Source organism: Paraburkholderia sp. J63 (genome assembly GCF_905220245.1).
GTDB lineage: Bacteria > Pseudomonadota > Gammaproteobacteria > Burkholderiales > Burkholderiaceae > Paraburkholderia.
On record NZ_CAJMZF010000009.1, the window covers coordinates 107,490 to 126,061 of the forward strand.

21 protein-coding genes are annotated in these 18,572 nt (G+C 61.5%); 13 read left to right on the forward strand and 8 right to left on the reverse strand.

The window, feature by feature from the left end:
• Positions 1–298: 298 nt before the first annotated feature.
• From U5775_RS12515 to U5775_RS12525, 3 genes are read right to left on the reverse strand one after another with little or no spacing between them, the layout of a single operon-like run.
• Positions 299–1,300, reverse strand: coding sequence for a fatty acid desaturase (locus U5775_RS12515; protein ID WP_322058448.1), 1,002 nt, complete (start codon positions 1,298–1,300; stop codon positions 299–301).
• Complete coding sequence (locus U5775_RS12520) at positions 1,284–1,997, reverse strand: helix-turn-helix transcriptional regulator (protein WP_322058449.1); 714 nt, start codon at positions 1,995–1,997, stop codon at positions 1,284–1,286. Before U5775_RS12520 ends, U5775_RS12515 begins: the two co-directional genes overlap by 17 nt.
• Before the next feature lie 27 nt (positions 1,998–2,024).
• Positions 2,025–2,276 carry a hypothetical protein gene (locus U5775_RS12525; protein ID WP_322058450.1) on the reverse strand — a complete coding sequence of 84 codons (252 nt, stop codon included), beginning with the start codon at positions 2,274–2,276 and terminating at the stop codon, positions 2,025–2,027.
• A gap of 25 nt (positions 2,277–2,301) precedes the next feature.
• Between U5775_RS12525 and U5775_RS12530 the strand changes: the two genes are divergently transcribed.
• Positions 2,302–2,517 carry a hypothetical protein gene (locus U5775_RS12530; protein ID WP_322058451.1) on the forward strand — a complete coding sequence of 72 codons (216 nt, stop codon included), beginning with the start codon at positions 2,302–2,304 and terminating at the stop codon, positions 2,515–2,517.
• A gap of 842 nt (positions 2,518–3,359) precedes the next feature.
• On the opposite strand, the gene mnmH is transcribed toward U5775_RS12530, so the two are convergent.
• The 3 genes from mnmH to U5775_RS12545 form a co-directional block, all read right to left on the reverse strand.
• Complete coding sequence (mnmH, locus tag U5775_RS12535) at positions 3,360–4,388, reverse strand: tRNA 2-selenouridine(34) synthase MnmH (protein WP_322058452.1); 1,029 nt, start codon at positions 4,386–4,388, stop codon at positions 3,360–3,362.
• A 409-nt stretch (positions 4,389–4,797) separates the two neighbouring features.
• Positions 4,798–4,926: a hypothetical protein gene (locus tag U5775_RS12540; protein WP_322058453.1), complete on the reverse strand. Its 129-nt coding sequence runs from the start codon at positions 4,924–4,926 to the stop codon at positions 4,798–4,800.
• Positions 4,927–5,028: 102 nt separating this feature from the next.
• Positions 5,029–6,423: a replication initiation protein gene (locus U5775_RS12545; protein ID WP_322058454.1), complete on the reverse strand. Its 1,395-nt coding sequence runs from the start codon at positions 6,421–6,423 to the stop codon at positions 5,029–5,031.
• A gap of 1,094 nt (positions 6,424–7,517) precedes the next feature.
• Between U5775_RS12545 and U5775_RS12550 the strand changes: the two genes are divergently transcribed.
• Together U5775_RS12550 and U5775_RS12555 are read left to right on the forward strand one after the other, a co-directional pair.
• Positions 7,518–8,723, forward strand: a complete 1,206-nt coding sequence (locus tag U5775_RS12550; protein ID WP_134760504.1) for a ParA family protein — start codon at positions 7,518–7,520, stop codon at positions 8,721–8,723.
• A complete protein-coding gene (locus U5775_RS12555) occupies positions 8,720–9,709 on the forward strand; it encodes a ParB/RepB/Spo0J family partition protein (protein WP_322058455.1) in 990 nt (329 codons plus the stop codon). The genes U5775_RS12550 and U5775_RS12555 overlap by 4 nt, the downstream gene beginning before the upstream one ends.
• A 927-nt stretch (positions 9,710–10,636) precedes the next feature.
• Here the strand turns inward: U5775_RS12555 and U5775_RS12560 are convergent.
• Positions 10,637–11,164 carry a hypothetical protein gene (locus tag U5775_RS12560; RefSeq protein ID WP_322058456.1) on the reverse strand — a complete coding sequence of 176 codons (528 nt, stop codon included), beginning with the start codon at positions 11,162–11,164 and terminating at the stop codon, positions 10,637–10,639.
• Positions 11,165–11,273: 109 nt separating this feature from the next.
• Between U5775_RS12560 and U5775_RS12565 the strand changes: the two genes are divergently transcribed.
• Both U5775_RS12565 and U5775_RS12570 read left to right on the forward strand, forming a co-directional pair.
• Entirely contained in the window at positions 11,274–11,939 is a 666-nt protein-coding gene (locus tag U5775_RS12565) for an SOS response-associated peptidase family protein (RefSeq protein WP_322058457.1), read from the forward strand.
• Positions 11,940–11,997: 58 nt separating this feature from the next.
• Entirely contained in the window at positions 11,998–12,459 is a 462-nt protein-coding gene (locus U5775_RS12570) for a hypothetical protein (protein WP_322058458.1), read from the forward strand.
• Between the two features lie 86 nt (positions 12,460–12,545).
• Here U5775_RS12570 and U5775_RS12575 read toward each other — a convergent pair whose 3' ends face one another.
• Positions 12,546–12,998 carry a hypothetical protein gene (locus tag U5775_RS12575; RefSeq protein WP_322058459.1) on the reverse strand — a complete coding sequence of 151 codons (453 nt, stop codon included), beginning with the start codon at positions 12,996–12,998 and terminating at the stop codon, positions 12,546–12,548.
• A 257-nt stretch (positions 12,999–13,255) separates the two neighbouring features.
• Between U5775_RS12575 and U5775_RS12580 the strand changes: the two genes are divergently transcribed.
• The 8 genes from U5775_RS12580 (at position 13,256) to U5775_RS12615 (ending at position 18,559) form a co-directional block, all read left to right on the forward strand.
• Positions 13,256–13,507 carry a type II toxin-antitoxin system Phd/YefM family antitoxin gene (locus tag U5775_RS12580; RefSeq protein WP_322058460.1) on the forward strand — a complete coding sequence of 84 codons (252 nt, stop codon included), beginning with the start codon at positions 13,256–13,258 and terminating at the stop codon, positions 13,505–13,507.
• Positions 13,504–13,890, forward strand: coding sequence for a type II toxin-antitoxin system VapC family toxin (locus tag U5775_RS12585; protein WP_322058461.1), 387 nt, complete (start codon positions 13,504–13,506; stop codon positions 13,888–13,890). Before U5775_RS12580 ends, U5775_RS12585 begins: the two co-directional genes overlap by 4 nt.
• Positions 13,891–14,001: 111 nt before the next feature.
• Positions 14,002–14,328 carry a hypothetical protein gene (locus tag U5775_RS12590; protein ID WP_322058462.1) on the forward strand — a complete coding sequence of 109 codons (327 nt, stop codon included), beginning with the start codon at positions 14,002–14,004 and terminating at the stop codon, positions 14,326–14,328.
• 17 nt (positions 14,329–14,345) lie between these two features.
• Positions 14,346–14,648 carry a hypothetical protein gene (locus U5775_RS12595; protein ID WP_322058463.1) on the forward strand — a complete coding sequence of 101 codons (303 nt, stop codon included), beginning with the start codon at positions 14,346–14,348 and terminating at the stop codon, positions 14,646–14,648.
• Complete coding sequence (locus tag U5775_RS12600) at positions 14,632–15,717, forward strand: hypothetical protein (protein ID WP_322058464.1); 1,086 nt, start codon at positions 14,632–14,634, stop codon at positions 15,715–15,717. Before U5775_RS12595 ends, U5775_RS12600 begins: the two co-directional genes overlap by 17 nt.
• A 114-nt stretch (positions 15,718–15,831) precedes the next feature.
• A complete protein-coding gene (locus U5775_RS12605) occupies positions 15,832–16,158 on the forward strand; it encodes a hypothetical protein (protein ID WP_322058465.1) in 327 nt (108 codons plus the stop codon).
• Positions 16,159–16,160: 2 nt separating this feature from the next.
• The gene (locus tag U5775_RS12610) at positions 16,161–16,334 is read left to right on the forward strand and encodes a hypothetical protein (protein WP_322058466.1); all 174 of its coding nucleotides are present in this window, start codon (positions 16,161–16,163) and stop codon (positions 16,332–16,334) included.
• A 251-nt stretch (positions 16,335–16,585) separates the two neighbouring features.
• Positions 16,586–18,559, forward strand: a complete 1,974-nt coding sequence (locus U5775_RS12615; RefSeq protein ID WP_322058467.1) for a phage integrase family protein — start codon at positions 16,586–16,588, stop codon at positions 18,557–18,559.
• Positions 18,560–18,572: the final 13 nt, after the last annotated feature.

Here is an 18,572-nt window from a genome sequence, read left to right on the forward strand (position 1 = left end):
TGCTAATTGTGGTTCCTGCGGCGGTGTCTCCGTGCGTTTCGTCTCGACCGCCGCACGCCGGGCACAAAGCTCCACAATGAGCTGAGCGTTTTTCGACCGCGACTCAAGCTTTGCGCGCTCGGCCAGCCAGTCGTTTAGCTCCCTGGGAAGTCGACACTGCGAGCGAACGATGTCACCCATTCCCCCCTCCTCTTATGCACTCCCGTGCTGTTTGCCACGTCGTTTATCGAAGGCAACACCGAATCGACACCACCCTGACACCTTCGCCTAAACGCCTTGATAACTTCAAGATGCGCGTTTATTCTTGATTTTTGTGCATGTCGGTGCTATGGCCACGCGCCGGCATAGCCGGATGGCGGTTCATGACCGAAAACCAGAGAGGAGGAACAAGCGCAAGGAAGAACATGTGCACGTAGCCTGCTGGCAGCGTTGCACCAGCGCACGTGAGGCGCTCGTAGGAGAGCGTTTGTTCGAGATGGTGGCGGGTATGAAGACCGTTATTCACGAAAAGTCGGTTGGAGAACCAAGCACAAACGTTCCACGCGACAGGATCACTGCCCTCAACGAGGCCGTAGTGCTGTATGTAGCCGATCGTTTCGACAACAAAAACGCAGATCGCACCTTGCCCCAGATAGAACAGTAAGCCGCGGCCACCACAAAGAGCCGCAAATGCCAACACAATTCCAAACCACACCGAGGCGGGAAACAAAAGTCTGCGACTTCGCCCCTGAACTAATCGGCAGCGATCGGCGGCGAGAACCGCAAGAAGTGAATTACCGAACGAACGGCCGACATGCATCCAAAGCGACAGGCCGACGTGGGCCGTTGAACCAAACTGGGGATTCCCTACGTGTGCGTGATGCAATTCGTGCACTAGGCGATAGTGTGGGTAGCCTGCGAGCGCCATCGCGATATCCGAAGCTCTTCTTCCCCAACGACTGTCGTGATGCATCACTTCATGAATGTGCGCCATCGCAAACGCACCTAGAACGCCGCATACCACCGTAAGGCCCTCGAATTCCAGCACGGTAACGTGCTCGATTCGGGCAGTCGAATCGAGCACCGCAAGCAACCACAAGCAGATAAAGCCGACAGGAACAGCGCAGCCCGTCGATGCTGCATTGATTTGTTGGTTGTCTATGTCGACATGCTTGCCGAGTATCGTGTCGAAGACAAGAATTGCAACTATCAGGGAACCGAGGTACGCCCATGGGTGACCACACTGAAACGCAACGATAGCTGAAGCCGGCATCGCGGACGACAACCAGTACCACGCAGGTTTTTCACGCCAGGAGGTCATGCTCCTCCGCGAATTTCACAGCTGCCGTGATGCGTGCAACGCGGAGCTTTTCGTTGATGCGCTGAAATTGGCGATAGACCGTCATCGACGATACCTGCAATTCGTTGGCGATTTCTGTGGCGGTGAAACCGGTCTTTACGAGCCCCAGGAGCCGGAGCTCTTCAGGTGTCAGGCCGGTCGTCTGCAGAGCTTCCTCTCTCACTGCTCCGGACGACCACTCGAGGAGTTCCATTGCCAATGCACGAAAAAAAGGGCGTGCTTCGTGGAATCTTGGCTCCATCTGTTCTGGTGGATGGTCGGAACCGAGATAAAGAACGCCGATGCGCCCTCTTTCACTCGTGTGAACAGGAACGACATAGCCGCTGCGGAACCCATATTTCGCTGCAACGACGAGCATGCGCTGCTGTCCTGCGGTTCGGACCGGTAACGCGGAACCTAACAGGGGTGCCGTGTTCGAGCGCGCATATTCCAGGCACGGGTCGGTCAGATACCAGTGGTTTGCGTTATACAACTGGCACCACTCGGGACGACAGCCGATCAGGAACCGGTAGGTTGATCGACTATCGGAATAATCGGAAGGGTGCAACGTGACAAATACAAACCAGTCAGCACCATGAGCCTGAACCGCGCGTTTGACGAGTGGAATCAATTCCATCTCGTCCGCTGCATTCAGGAGATCATCAACGCTCAATTCCATGACTGCCGCCCCGCTCAACGCGTTTCGCTAACCTTGACTTCCCCACACCAGCTGTCGAACTTCTCCATAAATGGCCCGCATCATCGGATAATGCGGATCGGACAATGCGAAGCCCTCAAAATCAGCGAGAGCTAACATCGGAAGCACCTGCACGGCAATCATCTGGTTGCCCTGGACGACAAACCTCTCGGCGATGAATCCGGCTGCAACGCGGTACAGCTTAACGCCGACTTGTTCGGTCGACGCTCCGATGTGGCGTTCAAATAAGAGATTCTTCATAGTCCTCACCAATGTCATCTGGGTTATGACCGCATTTTCTGCACGTGCGATCAACGCACTCCTCCGACGACATGGAGGTAATCATGTTGTCCGCGACGCAGGCTTCACATTCGAACAGGCTCGTGAAAAAGATGGTCCGGCATGTCTGGCACGTCATTTGATGAACCTCGCCTTCTGGCAAGAATTCCCACGGATCATCGCCGAATACGGCGCCGCATTCCGGGCAAATTATGCTGGTTGACTCGCTCATAGTTCCCTACGCAACACTTTGGCACCGATGCAACAGCGACGGCATTCGCGTCACACCTGCCCAGGTATTTATCTGCAGCGCCCCCTCACAGCGGACGGCGTCGTCTAGCTGGCTCCTGAACTGAATTCTGCGTCCTCTAACCCTCTGCGCCGCCTTTCAGGGCCCCGTCAACGTGCCCTGCTCTTACTATCCCGCCATGATTGAAAGAAGTCGAAGCCCTGGTAAGACAGCATGCCTGTCTGGAGTGGCAAGCGCTGGACATATTGTATGAAAATACAGCGTTGGCAATTCAGCATGCCAACGCTGTTACATTCCGAAATATTCTCCACAGCACAGCGCTTCCATGCAGTAGATTTCGGCCAATAAAAATTACCGATATATGCTCAATAAATAATTTCCGGAAATAAATACGCGATTAAAATCCCATCAAACAGCTTGACAATTTATTCTGCAAATCAATCAAGACGATTGATCAAATTCCACGCGCATTGATTCAGCGTTACTGATCACAGCGGTATGAACCGGCAGCGCGGAGCGCAACAGGGGACAGTGTTAGAGCGTGCATATTTGCATGAATCGGTCGGTTATCGTTGTGGACATGACACAACAATCCCGATCCGAGAATCCGATTTGTGCGGAACAAAATATTTCGTAAGGCGTTACTGCTTCTGCTTCAGAGCTTGCTAGCGCTGTTACATCCGGAGACATAATCTGATGCCGTCCGCGAAGGTTCGGCAAAATTGCACTTGATTGAGGTCATGAAGTCCGCACAGCTTCGCAAGATGTGCGGATCGTGACGGGATGGCTGATGCGGAGTTTATCTTCTCCGCATATCAGTCAAAACGATTGATCAAGTTCCGTGCTACTTGGTTCAGGCTGGCAGGCTGCAGGGCTTTGAGTGCGATGAATGGAGCATCGGAAAGAGACTGATAGCCTCGCTTCGTAGATCGCGCATAACTAGGATCGTAGTGCGCGACCATAAGGCGTTCGAACAACTCAGGAATCTTTCGAGTTGCAGCCAGCTCACGCCATAGATCGATCTCCTTCCCGCCCACCAGGCTTCGCAGATGAGTAAGCCGCTCAACCAGCGAATCAGGATCAGTTTCGAAGTGCGCATAATCTTCCCGCCAAAGTCGTACGCGCTCGGCCATCGGTGCATCGACCCGCAAGACAGTCCCCGACGAATGCATCGTTTCAAGCAGTGCCGGTGGAAGCTGGACATTGCCAATCTTTTTGCTTTCAGCCTCAACCCACACCGGACGCGACGGAGAAAAGGCCGAGAGCCGCTGGAGAAGCAAGCTGTCAAAATACTTCTGGGTCGGCTGCGGCACTCCTGGAATCGCTCCGATGATAGAACCACGATGAGATGCTATCGCTTCGAGATCGAGCACTTGCGCGCCTTCGATCGCGAGTTGCTCGAGCAACCGCGTCTTCCCGCAGCCAGTCGGCCCCGAAAGAACCACGTACGAGAACTGGCGCGGACGGCTTTCCAACTGTTCATTGACCCAACGTCGGTATCCTTTCCAGCCTCCCGGCAGCCGGTCGACCTTGTAGCCGACTGTGTCCAGCGCATCAAACCATAAACGGCTACGTTTGCCTCCTCGAAAGCAGTACACCAAGATTTTGTCTCGACGGGAACGGGAAGCGATCACGGTGTCCAAGTGACGCGAAATGTTCTTCAGCGAATAGGACACGCCGATCAGGTACGCGCGCATCTTGTCGGTTCGATGCAAAGTTCCGACTTCCGCATACTCGTCGTTGTTGACCACTGGCAGGTTGATTGCGCCGGGTATGTGATCTTCGGCAAATTCGCGCTCACACCGCGCGTCGATGATAAGGTCGTAGTCTTCGAAACGATACATACGCGGCTAACCTCTCCATTGGAAATTTGCCAATTCCTGCTATCCTGGCAAATTTGTGGTTGCCTTGACTTGCGCGCGCATAGTTATCTGGGACGCACTAGCCGATGAAGTCCTGCAAGCCACGATTGTGCATGAGCTGCGTGGATGGTTGCCACCGAATCGGCGATCGATGAACGCGCGCCAGCTCAATTGACTGAACTCCGCGAAAGGCCCTGCGCGCAGGGGCCGCGCCTGATGACACCGATCGCTCTCTTGAGACCGTGCGCGGGACGTTGCCGACTAGGAACAGCTGGGTGCCGCTCGTGCCGGGCAGGCTCTCCGCCACTGTAATGCTAGTCAATCAGGCCTCCCACGCACCCGACCCATAACTCGGCGTTACGGACGAATTGTTTTGCAATGTGAATGCCAGTCATGAAGCGACATCGAATGGCAGATCGATATGCTCGCTACCGATCAGCCGGTCGGCCTCCAAATCAAAAGGCAAAACGCGGAGGTGCACCCGCGATTCGGCCACCTTCTGCGGCTGCACGAGACGCATGGTGATGAAACGGTCTGGATTAACGCAACGACCGTGAATGCGAGCTAGTGGGAGATGCTTGAGCAGGTCTACAGGGTGCGGAGCCGAGTGATCGCGTACCGTTTAAGCCTTGGCGGCGGCTTTCGCTTTGGTGCGCAGAAACACGAACGAATAGAGAGCAAAGGATAGGTCCTTATGCGCCAGCACTTCCGACTCATGAATCGTCGCCGGGTTGAGCTTCACCCGCTTGATGGCCAGCTTACCGGCCGCGGAGGCGATAAAGGCACGCATGAAGTCCTTTTGCGCCTTGCTGTCGGCCATGTGATACACCTCACGACCGAGGTCGGCATTCTCGACGGTCTGTGTTTTGCTGCGCTCCTCTGCCGCTGCCGTGCTTGCGGCGACTGCCGCTGTCGCCAGTTGCTTCGCGCTGGACTCCGCCCTCTCCTGCTCCTGCTGCTGTTGCTGTACCGTTAGCATTTTGCGGTCGGCGTCCGATAGCTTGTAGCCATCGGTGATAGCTTTTAGCAGGTAGGCGCCCGGACTCTTCTTGACTTGGCCGGAGTCGACCTTGGCGCGGGTGTATTCGATTGCCTGGAGAATACGCTCATCCGGCCACACAGCTCGGTTTTGCGAGATGGTGTTGAACTGCTTTTCGGTGAAGCCGAATTCGTTCTTCAGCGTCGTGTATATCTCTTGCGCCCCAAGCAGGCTCGCTCGAATGGCGCCAGCGGTTTCCTTGCGCGTAAGCCTGAAGCGAATCCGGTCAATCTTTTTCGACTTCGGGCTCACGGTGCGAGTCTCGTAGCTCAGGTCGATGTCGGAGACTGCGTTAATCTGCTTAACCGCCTTGTCGAGGTTGTCGCGTTTGAAATACTTGAATTCGGTTGCAGTCGACGCGGCCTTCCCAGGCCAGCCACGGACCACATCGACTTCGAACCACTCGGTTATCCCTTCAGCCACGTAACCGACGACGTGGTCGTAAATGGCTCGAGCATAGGTAAGCGTGAAGGCAGAGGTGATTCGCAGGCTTAGCCAGTGCGACTTCACCGGGTCCTTGATGTGCGGAATGAGCGGCTCAGGAACCGCAAAAGTGATGCGCCCTTTGTCGATACCGACGATACCGATGAGCTGTACGGACACCCACTTTTCGTCATCGACAGACGTGCTGCCAGGGGGCGAGGCGGAAACCTGAATCAAGGCTTTTTGAGCCTCGGACACAACTGTTCGTAGGTGCTTGTAGTTGTAGCTGTCGTAACGCATGAGCCATCGGAAGTAGCTCAGCTCGACGTCATAGACCTTCGGGGTGGTCGGCTCCTGCGCCACGATGAAGTGCGCTGCGTCCAGGAGTCTCCTGGCCGTAATGCCCACATCGGTGATGTCGATAAAAACGTTGTTACGCTGATAACCAATCTCCTTCGTCGATTCGGTGATTGGCGTATCGGTGGCGAGCATCTCCTCGAACAGCTCAAACGACAGCTGGCGCGAGGTTGCGCGTGTCGTGATGTTGTTTGCCATCGAGGTCCCTGTCCCTAGTTGCCGGTCGGGCAGACTCTAGCACGTGTAGGTGAGATGTCAAAACAAAAAGGCTCACCATGACAGGGGGCGTTTCAACAAATCTGATCACCCATCTTTAGGCCCGTGTGCTTTCAACAAATCTGCTCACCTTCCTGCTTTGGGGTCACTGAGCGTCCTGACGGATGGTTGTATGTTTTTCAGAATCTTTTAAAAACGAAAACTAACGAACTAACAACAGAGAAAGCAAACTGTCGTAAAAACAATGCGTTACCTCCTTATAGGTGAGCAGTTTTGTGCTTGAGGTGAGGAGTTTTGTGGGGCGAAGGTGAGTAGAAATCCTTGGCTACCGTGAGAAGTTTACCAGCGCCAAGTGAGTGATTCTGTGGGCGCGGAGTGACGGTGAGCATTTTTGTTGAATGCTGCTCCCCATCGCGGAGAGCCTTACCTGGCGGGGCGCTCCGCCGAAAATAGCCCGAAATAGGTGAGTCGTTTTGTTGAAGGATGGTGAGTGCTTTTGTGGCACGGGCGTAGCTGGGGTGCTCGATTTATCGGCATGAACAGCACCCAGGCCCGCAGGACGGCGGTTTGCGGCTAGGGTATCTGTGGATAAGGCGATTACCGGTTGATCATGGTGAGCATTTTTGTAGGCAAGTGCAGTCGTCCCAACAGTCAGAACTGGTGGAACGCTTACGTTATGGACTGCCGGAAGACTTCCGACCAGGCTGCCGAGAACTAACTGGTGCAAAAAGTGCCCCGCCTTGCGCGCCGAGGTGATGTCTCCGCGATGGGATGGTGAGAGGAATTGTTGAAAAACCAGACATGGCACGTCAGCTGGCGCATTTCAACAATTCTTCTCACCCACGTTCAGGGCGTCGCTTTTGCGCATTTCAACAATATCTCTCACCATAAAATTTCGGAATGCTTTCACAAGTGCCGTCAGTTCTGGCCCTTTCATTGTGCCGTTTGATTTTTTTACGTTGTTTTCCAGCAGGTTAGGCGGAGAATTTAAGAAACTAGCTTATACGAGGGCGATTTTTCTAAAGTTTTCGAGTATTCTACGCTTCGTCCTGATTTCCGGTGAAAGTGTAAAAATCATGTCTAAAGCCGAATTTCCCGCGATCACGCGCAAGGTTCCTCTCGCGAAAATCGCTAAATTTGCGAAAAAACTGGACGGGCTGACAGCCGAACTGCGCGAGCAGATTCTCACGCCGAGGCCGCGAAAGGCGCCGCCAAACTTTACGACTGCCGAAGTAGCAGACCTGTGCGGGCTGGACCGAACCAAGCTTCACTACCAAGCGACGCGGGAAGGAAGCACGTTGCCGTCGGGCGTTGCGCATGGCACGGGCCGCAGCCGCCTGTTCACCTTGGCCGAGGCACGCACCTACGTACAACAGTTGTCGGAGATCTATCAGTCGCCGCTCGTCACTGGTCGCGAGGCCGACGGCAAGATTATTCTAGTTGCCAACTTCAAGGGTGGGTCGACGAAGACTACGACGACGATGTGCATCTCGCAAGGGTTGTCGTTGCGCGGACGGAAAGTGCTCGTTGTTGACCTGGACCCGCAGGCCTCCCTGTCTGAACTCTGCGGACTCTATGCCGAGAACGAGGTCGACGAGGATTCGACCGTTCTCCCCTTTATCTATAACGAGGAGATGGAAGGTGGACTGGAATCTGCCATCAAGGAAACGTATTGGGACGGCCTGGATGTGATTCCCGCGCATCCATCGCTGTTCAGTGCTGAGTTCTTCATCCCCTCGATGCTGAAGACGCGCCCGAGCTATCAGTTTTGGGCAATCCTGCGGAAAGGCCTGGAGCCGCTGCGCAAGAAGTACGACTACATCATTCTGGACACAGCGCCCTCCCTCTCCTACCTCACATTGAACGCGTTGATGGCGGCTGATTCGATGGTGATGCCCTTGGTGCCGGAGAGTTTGGATTTCATCAGCTCGGTATCGTTCTGGGGGCTGTTTTCGGATATTGCCGCGAACTTCATGGAGAAGGAGTCAGACAAGGTCTACGATTTCATCTCCGTGATTCTGTCGAAGGTGGATACAAGCCCGACGTCGTCAGCACCCATCGTTCGCTCGTGGACGCAACGCGCCTACGAAGACTGGCTGACCACGACCGAGATTCCGGCGAGTTCGGTGATGAGCAACGGCGCACTCGCGCTCTCGACAGTGTTCGACCTCAGCAAATCCGACGGGGTCTCAAAAACGGTGCAGCGCGTACGGCAACCTCTGGTTGAATACTGCAGGTGGATTGACAACATGTACGTCGACGAATGGAGTCTCGCACAATGAGCAGCATTCGTGACCGTATGGCTCTACAAACCGCCAACCTCCGGAAGACGTCCTCAATCTCTGATGAGGAGATGGACGCGACCAAGCCCGTGGTCGAGAAGCCGAAGACAGGGCCTGGGATGGCAGGGGCCTTAGCAGCCGCCCAACTCAAAATTCAAGAGTTGGAAGCGAGTGGCGGCCAGGCAACGATTCCGGTTGCGGAGGTTGTGCCGAATCCGTGGCAACCGCGACGGATTTTTGTCGAGGCCGAGCTTTCGGACCTTGCCGAGTCTATTCGCGAAAAAGGGTTGGTTCAGCCGGTGGCGGTGCGGCGCGTTGAGTCCGGCTACCAGCTGGTCGCTGGTGAGCGGCGATTGCGCGCGCACAAAATCTTGGGCATGGAGCAAATCAAGGCCGTCATAGTCGAGTGCTCCGATGAGGATATGGTTGTTCTCGCGTTGGTAGAGAACATCGGGCGGTCCAACCTAACCGACTATGAAATCGCGATTTCGCTTCGTCGTGGGGAAGCAGAGTTTCCGAATCGAAAGCGGCTTGCTGAGTCCCTCGGTATGTCTCGCACTGGACTGTATCAATTTTTGGCGTTCGACAAGCTGCCTGATTTCATCAAGGAGCAATTGGACTTGCAGCCCGCATTGCTTGGGTGCAACGCTGCAGAAGAAATTGTGTCGGCTATTAAAAAGCATGGTGCTGCCGGTTTGGCTGCGGCGAAGGACTTGTGGTCGGACGTTGTCAAAGGAGAAATTCTCCAGGGCCGATATGCTGCGGCAATCGTAGCGCAGGCCACCCGTCAGGGTTCACGAGCGGAGGCCCGTGAGCGGAGCATCGCGAAGTTCTTTTCGGGCAAGGAACAGGCCGGGAGCATTACCAAGGACGTGAACTCGTTCACTGTCAAAATCAAGACCGGGTCGCTTAGCGAAGCTCAAGAGACTCGAATCCGGCAACTTATCAGTGAGCTGTACAGGGAAGAACCAAGCGCGCAGCAGTAATCTCACTGACCTGTGAGAAGCCCGCAGACTCAACTGTGGGCTTTTTTTTTGTCCATTGCCAAAAGCGGCCTGCGCGCAAATTAACGCTGGAGTGTCAGTAATACGGACAGTCAGAGAGAGCGTTTAGCGTGCCGGCGAGGCTTTGCCACGTCGAACCTCCAGATAGCGCCACGCCCCCGGCGACGGCGCGCGGCGTCAGTAGTACCGACAGTCCGGACCTTCGTTGCGGTCTGACCCGCATCGCACTTCGCCATCGCGGAGGCATCGAGGCGTCAGTATTACTGACGCGCCGAACCTCCTGATATCGTTGGGCCGGCCGACGTTCCCCAGAGTGTCAGTAGTACCGACGCTCTGTGGACCTATGCTCATGAGGTCTGCAGGTCAGGCGTCGCCTGAAAGCGAACGGGCTGAAACAAGGCCTGACTGTTCGGGAGAGAGACATTCCGGACTAGTGGACGATGCGACGGACGATCCCCGAAGCAGCTCGAACGCTAGTGCCGATGGCCTTCAGTAATCCCGCGATCCTGACTTGAGTCCGCGCTTGAGGCTGGGTGTTGGGCGCGCCGGAGGCCTCGCTCGCCTAGTGCAGTGGCTCCCGTCATTGGTTGCCATAGCGCGAACCGCCGCGGCCCTAGCCGGCACGCATCTGCGCGAGGCCACGCGGGCTGCAGAGCATCTGGCGCGGCGTGTTCGTGATCTGCCCATGCAACGCGGAAGCCACTTTCCTGCTGCCGTGAAAACCTGGAAGGAGTATGCAATGTGCACCATTTGCCATGCGCCGTGCGGGGGACCTGTCCCCCGTCGGTAAGCTGATTTGGCCGGGGCAGTTGTGTACAGGCAGCGGTCCCGCCGGAGGAGATACGGCGGGCAACCGACCGGTGGGCGCCGGCACGGCGCCGCGGCGTGCCGCGAAAGCCGGCCTCGCGTCTAGCGGCTGGCGTCGTCGCCCCGGACAGGTCCGATACGCAGCATTTCCTGCTTCAACCGACGCCGGATTCGCCGCAGTTCCCTGCGCGCTTCTCCGATCGTGGCGCTTGGCTTGTCCATGTGCCAGTAGATCTCCGCAGTCAAGGCGTCGAGCTTCGCAAAAGCAAGGCGGCCGCACTGGACCTCCAGCGCCAGACACCGGACCTCGGGCAACGGATGCGCGCGCCAGACCCACCGCAGCTCCGCGTAGAGCGGCGTGACGAACGGCGGCAGGCTGTACCGGCTGCGTTCCTCCCGCTGACGCCGCTCGCGCGTCCAGTCCACGTCGCGGGCGGGTGGATCCACCGAACACGAATCTGAACGGTGCCGGTCGCGCTTCGTGTAGTCAAGGCGGTGCGAACGCCGGTCGTCCCACGCCCACCAGTCGGATCGGGCCTCTTCGTCGGTCATCCATACCGGCGCCTCGGCAAAGCACCCACGCGCCTCGTCCCAGTACGCCCATCGCCATTCCCAGAGCGGTTCCATCATCCCACCTGTCTCACCATGGATACTGTATAAATATACAGTCGGTGGGTTTACAGCACCATGGGCGGCAGGCATTCTCCCGCTGTTGCCAGCACGGAATCGGGGTGGGGCGATGTGTACCAATTACCGCGCGCCGGACGAGCTTGACCTGCCGGCCTTCAGCGATCTGAAAATTGATCTGGGCCAGCTATGGGCGCGCACGCCCTGGAAGCCGGAGGTCTGGCCGGACTATGATGCGCCCGGGATCCTGCCGGCCGGCGAGGGCACGCAGGCCGCGCTGGGCGCCTACGGCTTCTGGCCGAAGTTCCTGCAGCCGGAGCGGCGCGACCCGCAGGGCCGCAAGAAAAAGCCCTACGACACGTACAACGCCCGCGGCGAGGAAGTCGGCTCCAAGCCCCTGTATGCCGCGGCGTGGCGAGCGGGCCAGCGCTGCCTGATTCCGGCGCGGTACGTGGTCGAGCCGTGCTGGGAGTCGGGGAAGAATGTCTGGCACCGCATCGGCCTGACCGGCTGGGCTCCGTTCGCCGTGGCAGGGATCTGGAAGCGGTACGAGACGCAGCGGGGGCCCGTGCTGGGCGTGTCAATGCTGACGCTGAACGCGGAAGGCCACGCCGTCATGGGCCGCATGCATCGTCCAACCGACGAGAAGCGCGCGGTGGTGATCCTGCGGCCGGAAGACTACGACGAGTGGCTGCACACGCCGAACGTCGAGGCGGCGCGAACGATGCTGCGGCTGTGGCCGGCCGGCGACATGGTGGCCGAGCCGGCCGGAAAGTGAGGCGGGGGACATACGATCGTTCCCGCGCAGGCCCTGACTGTCCCGAGGAGATGTCCTGATGAAAGCCATTCCCGCCCCCGTGTCGATTGCCGGCCTCGGCAACGGTCGCCTGCATCGCGCCGTGGTCGCACTGCCCGATGCGATGGGGGAGCCGGGCCGCGGCTACCAGGAGCGCATCGTGTTTTTCGAGGCGCCGCACGGCGCGGACGCCGCCACCCACCTCGAATACCTGCTGGCTGCCGCCTGGTGCATCGACACCGCAGACTGGTGCGAGCGCGGCTTCATCTACAACATCCGGGATCAGGGGGAGCTGATGGAGCGGCCGGCGACGGGCACCGCACGCGAGCTGCAGCTGCTTGAGATCGGCTGGGGCGGCGGGGTAGGGCCGGACCAAGCGCACTACGCCCGTACTGAGGAGGTGGACCTGTTCGTGACGCCGCGCGTGGCGGCGCGCCTGCGCGAGCTGCTGGCCATCGTCGACACACTGTATGCGGCGGCGACGCGCGCCGCGCAGGGCTGACATCCCGGGTAGTGGCGGGGTGACCTGCCGGTCATGCGTACAGGAATATATCTCGGTACGGTACTGGCGCTGATTACTGACCCGCTTCACTGACCGTTTTCACGCCGGCGCAGGGCGCCTGCCTCCGTGGCGGCCGCTTGCGTGAAGCGGCGCCACACCTGGTCGAGCTCGCGCAGCCGCTGCTCGGCGGCGGCCGTGAGCCGTTCGCGGTGCGCCTCGAGCCACGCACGCAGGGCGGCCGCGTCGGCGCGGTCGTCGGCCTTGCGGCCCGGCGTGGCGAAGTGGCGCTGCAGTTCGTTGTTCGAGATGGCCCGACCGCTGAACAGTACGCGCAGCAGGGCGCGGGTGGTGGTGATCGTCGCATCCGGAGGCGGAGGGTCCAGCCGCTGCATGAAGGCGATGACCGCGCGGGTGCGCGCGCGCCGCTTGATGCCGCTCAGGGTGCCGAGGAGGGCCCGGTCGGCGGGGTCGACGTGCGCCAGCATCGCGGCGACAGCCCGCGCGTGATCGTCGGGGGTGAAGAAGTCGAAGGAGTCCATCGCGTGGGCTGCCTGTATGGAGATATATCTTTGTACTGCACCGGACGGCGGCCTGTCCAGCGGGGCAAAAAGTGCCACTGGTGATAACGGCACTTATCATCAATGCCATTTTTTCCAGTCAGATTTGGGGTTCTGCAGTACACTCCCCGGGAAGCCCCGCCGGGCAAGGCTTGGCGGCGCCGCGTGCAGCACCCGCTGGACAGCCTCACCGGGATTCAGTAAACTAAGTCCATTGAACCAAGTTTATCGAGACTGCCATGCACACCTACAACATCCACGAGGCCAAGACCCAGCTCTCGCGGCTGGTCGACGAGGCCGTCCACGGTGGCGAGCCGTTCATCATCGCCAAGGCCGGCCGGCCGCTCGTGAAGGTGGTGCCGCTCGACGCGCCGGCGGCGGCGCAGCAGCGGCGCATTGGCTTCATGGCAGGCCAGATCCAGGTGCCGGCCGACTTCGACACGATGGGCGCTGATGAGATCGCGGGGCTCTTCGAGGGCCGGGACGCATGAAGTTGCTGCTCGACACGCACCTGCTGCTGTGGGCGGCCGCGGGCGCCGCGGAGCTGTCCGCCGGGGCGCGGGCCCTGATCGCGGACCCGGACCATACGCCGCAGTTCAGCGTCGCGAGCCTGTGGGAAATTGCGATCAAGCGGGCGCTCGACCGCCCCGATTTCCAGGTCGAGCCGCGGCTGCTGCGCCGCAACCTGCTGGACAACGGCTATGAGGAACTGCCGGTGCTCAGCACGCACGTGATGGCGCTCGAAGGGTTGCCGCCGATCCACCGCGACCCCTTCGACCGGCTGCTGGTCGCCCAGGCGATCGCCGAAGGCGTCACGCTGCTCACCCATGACGATGCGGTGGCCCGCTACCCGGGCCCGGTCCGGCGCGTCTGACTCCGGCAGACGATGGGCACGTCACCCGCAACGATCTGCCCGGCCACGTTGAAACGCTGACTGGGTATCCCTGTCACGACATCGGGGCGCGTGTCCCGACGAGGAGGACGAATGACCGATTCCCGGCAACTGGCGGCCTTCGCCCTCCCGCCGACGTTCCCGCCGGAGCTGGTGCCGGAGGCCTGCGCCGGGTTCGTGCGCGACTGCGTGCCGGGGCTGACCCGGCGACAGCTGCTTGCCCGCACGCGCGCACGCGGCTGGGCGCCGACCTGGAAACCGCTGGCCCACCTGAGGCGGGACGGCCTCGAGGCGTTCGGCTTCGGACTCACGGTCGATGGCTGCGTGGTTCCGCTGATCGCGCGGATGCGGCGCGTTGGCCAGGGCGTGCAACCGGCGCCGGTGCCTGCGCGGGATCCCCGGCAACTGAACCTGTTTTGATGAGGGGGCGCAAGAGCGTGAGCAAAATCCTGAGCTACGCCAACCTCACCGCGCATACGGAGCAGACCCTGCGCCCGCATCTGGCCGACGCTGCGGTGCATCGCGAGGCCGGTCACGATACCCGCGCCCACGAAGCGTGGGTGTGCGCGTGCACCGTGCACAGGATGTGGGAAGGCCTGGCCGTGCAGTATCTGGAACCGCACCGCAGGAAGTCGTTCATGGCCGACTTCGCGCGGCTGGACGCACTGATGTACCCGGAAGACGCCGCCCCGGCCCCGCTCCCAACCTCAACGGAGTCTGGCCATGCGCAAGGACTATGACCTGCAGACCGACGTGCTGGCGACCATCGTCGCAACCACGCCCGTCACGAAAAAGCACGCCGCGCTGCTGACGGCATTCGCGACGCGCACCGACTGGCGCGCGGCGCGCTACGTCATGACACGCGACATCTACAGCGACTGGCCGTCGCGCGTGATCGATGGCGAGGGGCGCGAGATTGCGCCCGACTACCATGCATGGATCGATGCGCAGCTGGCCGCACACGGCGAATCGGCGCGCGCGGTGATCGACGCTAACCGGAACAGCGGTTACTGGCTGGTCGAAGTCCGGCCGCTGCTGCATTACTTCGTGCACGACCGCGGCGGCGCCCAGGACAACTTCGTCCAGTTTGCGGTCTGGGAGCAGCAGGAGTACGTCGAGCGCGAGGTGTTCCCGCGCGACACGCGCTGGAGCCTGCCCGATGCCGATGAGCTGCGGCGCGCTTCGGAACACGGGGCGGAGCTTCGTATGGAACGGCGCGCGCTGGGTGAACCCCGGTACGCACTTCAGGAGGCGACCGACATGCACCGGTTCGTGGCGCTCGCCGGGGCGACCTGGCACGCACGGCGGCAGGCCGAGGGCGACCGCAGGCTTGTGGAGCGCAATCTCACCACCGGCGAGGTGCGTGAGCTGACCGTGCGCGAGCTCACGCCCGGTTATGACCGGCAGCGCTGGCCGGGCCGGCGCTTCTTCGACGACTGGACGGACTCCAGCGCGGGCCACGCCGGCGAGCGCGTGTGCACGCGCTGGACCTTCAACACGTCGGATTACACCGAACCGGGGGGCGCGCGGCACCTGGGTTTCGTGCCGCAGTGGGCGCACACGCGCAGGATCGCGGCCCTGAAGGACACGTACCGGCTCGACGCGTACGGCCTGTACGGGAAGCTCAACCAGTTCGACGCACGTATCGGCATGCCGTTCGCGTGGTACTTCTATGGCTTGCACGGCAACCTGGTAAAGAGCGGCCAGATCGAACGCGTGCTCGAGGCGGCCGAGGCCGGCCTGATCGTGCTGCCGGAGTGCGACTATGCGGTGCTGCGCCGCTGGCAGCAGGATCCGTACGGGTTCTAGCAGTGGCTGCGCATACGTAAAGGACTGCCAATGAATGCGAGACAATGCCCGCCAGGGCCCGGCCTGCTGCTCATTGACACCTGCGGCGCGCCGGTGTTCTCACGGGAGTAACCGATGACCATAGTCATTGTGGTGTTCTTCGTTATCACAGCGACGGGCTGGGGCATGAGGCGATGGGCGTTTGCGTTTCTCCCCGTGCGCCTGATTTCACTGGAGCTTGTCTCGATCGCTTGCGGCTGGTTGCTTATTTTCACGATCGCCCGCTTCGACCAGTACGGATTCCTTGCCGCACCTGCCGCGGCAGGTTGTCTCGCGGCGGCCTTGATGGCCCGGGTGCTCACGAAGCGGTACTGGGCGGCCGTCAAGGCGGAAAACGCCGGTAAGGCCGGTGTCCGGACGGTACCCGGAACCGTGATCCCTACCGGTTCTGACGAAAGATAGTCATGTCTCACTGGATCGGTCTGCCGGGCCTGGTCGTCATCGACCTGCTGCTGATGGTCGTGATCTTCCGGTTCACGTCCAGTCAGGACGCGAGCGGGCGCGCAGTCATGGCTGCCGCAGTGGCCGCCGTCGTGCCTGTGCCGGCCGCCTCGGTGCTGGCGTGGCGGTTCCTGTGACCCGACGGTGCAGGCGTTGAAAAGGACGATTAATGGACAGGGAGGTGAGGATGGAAGACACAGCGCAGGTTCTCTATGTTTACCGATGCTCTGCATGCGGGGTTTGGGGTGAAGTCCGCCTGCCCGGCGACACGCACGACGGTGAAGCGGCGAGGTGCAGGTCGTGCGGCGGGCCCGTCGTCCTCGAATGGGATGGCGGGGTCACCCTGGCCAGCACGTCGCCGCCGACGGACGACAGGCACTGATTCGCGATGACGCGTACCGCAACACCCCACCCGGGCCGGCCACTGCTCCTCACGCGCGCCGATTTCGCGCTGTACCGGGCGTGGCTCGAAGGGGTGGACGACACCGCGCTGCACGCGAGCTACGGCACGGCGGGCACCGACGTGCAGATCACGCGCCGGCAGATCGTGGTCATCCGCGACACGCTGTCGGCCGCCGCACGGCGCGCACGCGATACTGACGCCGCGCACCTGTTGCGCCTGAAGCCGGGCAGCCTGCGTGACCAGCTCGCCGCCGCCGGGCTCGCACTGGAGACCGGCGCGCCGTCGCTCGAGGACTGGCGCGAGCAGATCGACCCGGATGGCTTCTACGCCGAGGCGGAACTGCTCGCGCTGTATCGCGACGCGTATCCGGCACAGGCCCCGGCGCCGGAACGTCAGCGACTGGACCGCAAACTGGCGCGCAATGCGCGCCTGCGGCAGCGCCAGGCGGCCGCCCTCGCGCGCATGGAGGCGACGCTGGCGCTCGACCCCCAGCCGGAAGATCCGCTTGATACCTGGTTCGATGCGCGCCTGGCCGCGCGCCTGGCCGCCGCGGGGCTGGCAACCCTTGCGGACCTGCTGGCGCTGATCCGCCGGCGGCGCCAGCGCTGGTATGCCGGTGTGCCCCGCCTGGGGGAGAAGGGCGCGCGACGCGTGCTCGACTGGCTGGACCTGCACGCCGCCACCCTGGGCGTGCTCTCGCCGCTCGCGACGACCCCGCGTCGCCAGCTGCCGGCCGGGCATCCCGCGCTGCTGCGTCCACCGGTGGCCGCCGAGGTCGTGCCGCTCGAGGCGCTGCGCGTGCCACACGAACTCGACGGCTCGCAGGGGCTGAACCGCGCACCGGTGCCGGCCCACCAGGCCGCGCTCAACACGGACCTCGAGGCGGTGACGGCGTGGATCGACATCCGCGGCGCACGCAGCGCGCACACGCGCCGCGCGTACCGGCGCGAGGCCGAGCGGCTGCTGTTGTGGGCGCTCGTGGTGAAGGGCAAGCCGCTGTCGTCGCTCAATACGCGGGACTGCGCCGGGTATGTGGACGAGTTCCTGCGCGATCCGCAGCCCGCGCAGCGCTGGGTGGGCCGCAGCCAGGTGGAGCGCTTTGATCCGGACTGGCGCCCGTTCGCGGGCCCGCTCTCGGATCGCAGCCGCCACACCGCGCGCGCGATCCTGAAGTCCATGTGTGCGTGGCTGGTCGGCGAGCGCTATCTGCTCGTCAATCCGTTCGCCGGCCTGCCCGCGATCGATACCGGTCGCGCGCCGATCGACACCGCGGGCCGCACGCTCACGCATGCGCAATGGGCCTACGTGCTGCAGACGGTGCAGCGCCCGCTGGCCTCCCCGACCTGCACGGCGGCGGAGCACCGCGATTACTTCGCCCTGCTGTTCGCCTATGCGACCGGCCTGCGCCGTGCCGAGCTCGCCGCGGCGAGCGTGGGCCGCCTGTCGCGCAAGGCGCTCGATGGCGCGCTCGACGATGCGTGGACCCTCCAGGTCGACGGCAAGGGCCGGCGCCTGCGCACGGTGCCGATGCCGCGCGGCCTGATGGACGCGCTCCGCACATCGCTGCACCAGCGCGCCGTGCCCGTGACGCTCGAGGCGGCACCGCCGGCGACGCCGCTGCTCGCGCACCTCGGCACGGGCAGGCCGCTGTCGGCCAGCATGGTCGGGGCCCTTTTCAAGCGGGTGTTCGTGCGCGCCGCGGACCAGCTTGAGGGGACTTATCCGGGCGCTGCGGCGGATCTGCGCCGCGCGAGCACGCACTGGCTCCGGCACACGCACTCAAACCATGCGCTGGATGCCGGCGGCGACGTGCGCGACGTGCAGGCCGGGCTCGGCCATGCGAGCCTGGCGACGACGACGCTCTACACCAAGGCCGACAATGCGCGACGGTTCGCACTCGTCGACCGGCTGTTTAATGCAGCCGTGTGGCCGGACCGGGACGGCCTGCCGGGACAGTGAAAAGCTCGCGCGG